The sequence below is a fragment of the Methylophaga sp. UBA5088 genome, from assembly GCF_002414625.1.
GTDB classification, from domain to species: Bacteria; Pseudomonadota; Gammaproteobacteria; order Nitrosococcales; family Methylophagaceae; genus Methylophaga; species Methylophaga marina.
Genome location: NZ_DIAC01000006.1, coordinates 1 through 3,163, shown reverse-complemented (window position 1 = coordinate 3,163; position 3,163 = coordinate 1). Strand labels below are relative to the sequence as shown.

At 42.6% G+C, this 3,163-nt stretch carries 5 protein-coding genes; 1 reads left to right on the top strand and 4 read right to left on the bottom strand.

The genetic code is table 11. The features are described 5' to 3' along the window. Together B4K20_RS00490 and B4K20_RS00485 are read right to left on the bottom strand one after the other, a co-directional pair. Positions 1-1,017 (bottom strand): ABC transporter permease (locus tag B4K20_RS00490; protein WP_289281474.1); only part of this gene is annotated, 1,017 nt, incomplete at its 3' end. A gap of 5 nt (positions 1,018-1,022) precedes the next feature. Then, entirely contained in the window at positions 1,023-1,679 is a 657-nt protein-coding gene (locus B4K20_RS00485; protein WP_289244997.1) for an ABC transporter ATP-binding protein, read from the bottom strand. Positions 1,680-1,853: 174 nt separating this feature from the next. On the opposite strand from B4K20_RS00485, the gene B4K20_RS00480 reads away from it, so the two are divergent. Then, complete coding sequence (locus B4K20_RS00480) at positions 1,854-2,318, top strand: DUF3299 domain-containing protein (RefSeq protein ID WP_286305113.1); 465 nt, start codon at positions 1,854-1,856, stop codon at positions 2,316-2,318. Here B4K20_RS00480 and B4K20_RS00475 read toward each other — a convergent pair. Together B4K20_RS00475 and B4K20_RS00470 are read right to left on the bottom strand one after the other, a co-directional pair. Beyond that, positions 2,315-2,881, bottom strand: a complete 567-nt coding sequence (locus tag B4K20_RS00475) for a ZrgA family zinc uptake protein (protein ID WP_289281473.1) — start codon at positions 2,879-2,881, stop codon at positions 2,315-2,317. The two genes, B4K20_RS00480 and B4K20_RS00475, sit on opposite strands and share 4 nt — an antisense overlap. Positions 2,882-2,906: 25 nt before the next feature. Then, a complete protein-coding gene (locus tag B4K20_RS00470; RefSeq protein WP_289281472.1) occupies positions 2,907-3,113 on the bottom strand; it encodes a hypothetical protein in 207 nt (68 codons plus the stop codon). Positions 3,114-3,163 lie beyond the last annotated feature (50 nt).

The following is a 3,163-nucleotide window of genomic DNA, read 5'->3' as shown; positions in this document are numbered from 1 at the left end:
TTCGAGTTCAATCAATAATAAAATGCGCCAAGGCCCAATACCTAAAGCTCTTAATACGGCGATCTCTCTGAGTCTTTCTCTTATAGAAGACAACAACATCGCGGCCAGCCCCAGTAAGGCAGCAACCAACACCATCAATGAGATCAGTGATAAAGCTATTTCCACACTGGACAGCATTTGCCATAACCGTGAGAGCGTGACGCCAGGAATGATGGCAGATAAAGCTTCAGGCTGATAATTATTGATTTCTCTTTGCAGGTGAAAAGTGGTGATTTTATTTTTCAGCCCCAACATAAATGCTGTGATGGTCTTTGGCTGCAAATCTTGCTCTGTGAGTTCGTCAAGGCTGACAGTTTTGCCTGGTAATCTAATGCCATTTTTCCAATTCATATGAATGGCTTCCATGGCGCCCAAACTGATATGCAGCGAACGATCAACAGGTGTACCAGTAGCGGCTAAAATACCCACCACGGTAAAAGGCGTGTCATCATGCAGGCTAAAACTGTTTTGGGCCGTACCGTGAGCCAAAATAACCTTAGAACCAATCTTATAGCCCAACTGTCTAGCGGTATCAGCGCCAATAACCACATCAAATACCCCATCGAAAGCCCGACCTTGAGCAAATTCCAGAGCCTGTCTCTGGCCGTATTTGAAATAAGTAAAATAGTCCTTGTTGGTGCCTAGCACCCGATATCCCTTATGGGAATCGCCAAGCGAGATGGGCACTGACCAGGCCACACCTTTTTGCTGACTAATATTCTGATAGCTCTGCCAATCTATATTTTGCGTTGCATCCCCAATTCTAAAGACGGAATACAACAATAAATTAATATCGCCGGTTCTCGCCCCGACAATCAGGTCCACACCTGAAATCGTACTGTTGAAGTTCTGTTTGACCTGATGCCTGATATGTTCAACAGCCAACAAAATAAATACGCTGATTGTAATAGCGAGAAAAGCGACAATAACAGAGCTTTTTCTATGCCAAAGACTCTGAGTGGCTAAGCGTAAAAACATAGACATTACACCTGGTTAAGTGATTCAAGAGAAACACTATGATCGAAAAAGCGTTGTAAAGACTCATCATGGCTGACAAATAACAGCGTCACCTTTCTATCCTCACAATGTCTCATCAACAGCTGCATGAAAGAATCACGATTATTCTTATCCAGGGACGATGTGGGCTCATCAACTAACAAAAATTCAGGCTGCTTAATGAGTGCCCGAGCGATAGCGACACGCTGTTGCTGACCAATACTCAATTGCGCTGCTGGATGCTGCCACACGGATTCTGGTATTTGCAGAGCAGTCAGTAACATGCTGATGTCATGCCGACTGACTTTTTTGTGGGCAACGTCAGCAGCGAGCTTAATATTATCAATGATATTCAGGTAATTAATCAGATTAAACTGCTGGAAAACATAGCCAATGTGACGCGCCCTAAATCTATCGCGTTGACGCGCTGACATCTTGTCTAAACGCTGACCACCAATCTCAATTTCTGCCTGTTTGCAAGGTAAAATACCGGCCAAAATATTGAGTAATGTGGACTTACCATGACCTGAGGGTCCGTATAGGAAAACAGACGCCCCTGTCTGAATCTGCCAGTCGGGTATACTCAGCGTCGGCTTTGTATTAGCCTTGTACTGAAATTGTAAATTCTTGATAGACACCGTCATATAGTCACCACAATTCGCTCTAACTGATATAGCATATCATTCATATTTTTTACGTTGGTTTCATATCAAATGCTATTTTTCAAACACATATCGACATGCCTTTTCTTTGTTATGGTTTTCTTTACTCAGACCTTAGTGGCTGATGAGTACCGTACCATCGACTGGATCGAACTAATGCCCAAAGATGACTTGGAAGCTTTATCGAACCCACCTGAATATCTCAATGAGATTGAAGATGGCAGCTTTGAAGATCAGATCAGTAGCCAATTACAACTTGCGTTGGAAACAGCTGCTGATGATAAATATCAACAAGCACTGGTTTCAACCAAAGTGGTTGATGCCTTTGATAAACAAAAAATTCGCCTACCCGGATTCATCGTACCCATTGAATTTGATAGTCAGTACCGGGTGACTGAATTTTTCCTGGTGCCCTTCTTTGGTGCCTGTATTCATGCGCCACCGCCGCCACCGAATCAGATTATTTATGCCAAATATGACAAAGGATTCTCTCAAGAAAGTCTTTACGCGGCATATTGGCTGACAGGGACAATCCATATCAGCCTGACTGAAAATGAGGTGGCGACATCGGCATACACAATTGAAATCAATAGCATTGAGCCCTACACAGAAGATAACTAATCTAAAGAAATAGACGAGTTACCCTGAGTCAGTTTGGCCACACCGGCCTTGTTATTACTGATCCACTCAGCATTGATACGTTCTATTGCTGGAAATTTTTGTAGCAGCAAGACATCAATCTCACTTAAATTCTCCGTGCTGCCACAAATAAACTGGTATTGCGCTTCCAAATCTGCATGATGATTTTCATGTTCATGTTCATGTTCATGTTCATGTTCATGTTCATGTTCATCAGAGGCTATCAGCCCGGACACATCCACCGCCATATCATCCACTTCACAACCACCGCCCTTAAAGGCAAATAATTGCGGTATATCCTTTAGCGTTGCCTCCACTTCACGCACTTTGTTTACATCATGTTCTGATTCGGCTTTATGTTCAAAGCCGACCATGTTCATTGCCGGTGAATCCAGACTAATATTCACTTTATCCTGTTCAATTACCACCGTCATATCCACAAGCCCGTGAACATGAGATTCATGCTCAATACGTTCTGCAGCAAAAACAAAAACCGGGAACAGCTGAACACAGCCCAGGGCCAGGGCCAATACTTTCTTTTTCATCTTATCTCCCACTCTATAGTTAGAATTAAGCGTTCTCTTGCTTAGCGCGATTAAACCAACCAATCACATCACGCCAATGTTTATCACCATATTTTTTCCTGAAGATACGTGTTTCTTCTAACGTATCATTAGTCAAAATAGATAACCGTTCGTTGATGTAATTTTGGTTAAGTTCAATTTTGCACTCACCAACAATGCATACGTACCACTCGTCATAGGTACTTGGAATCATAAGCTACCTTCTTTTACTCAACTCAATATCAGCCATCAAATCGATAGCTA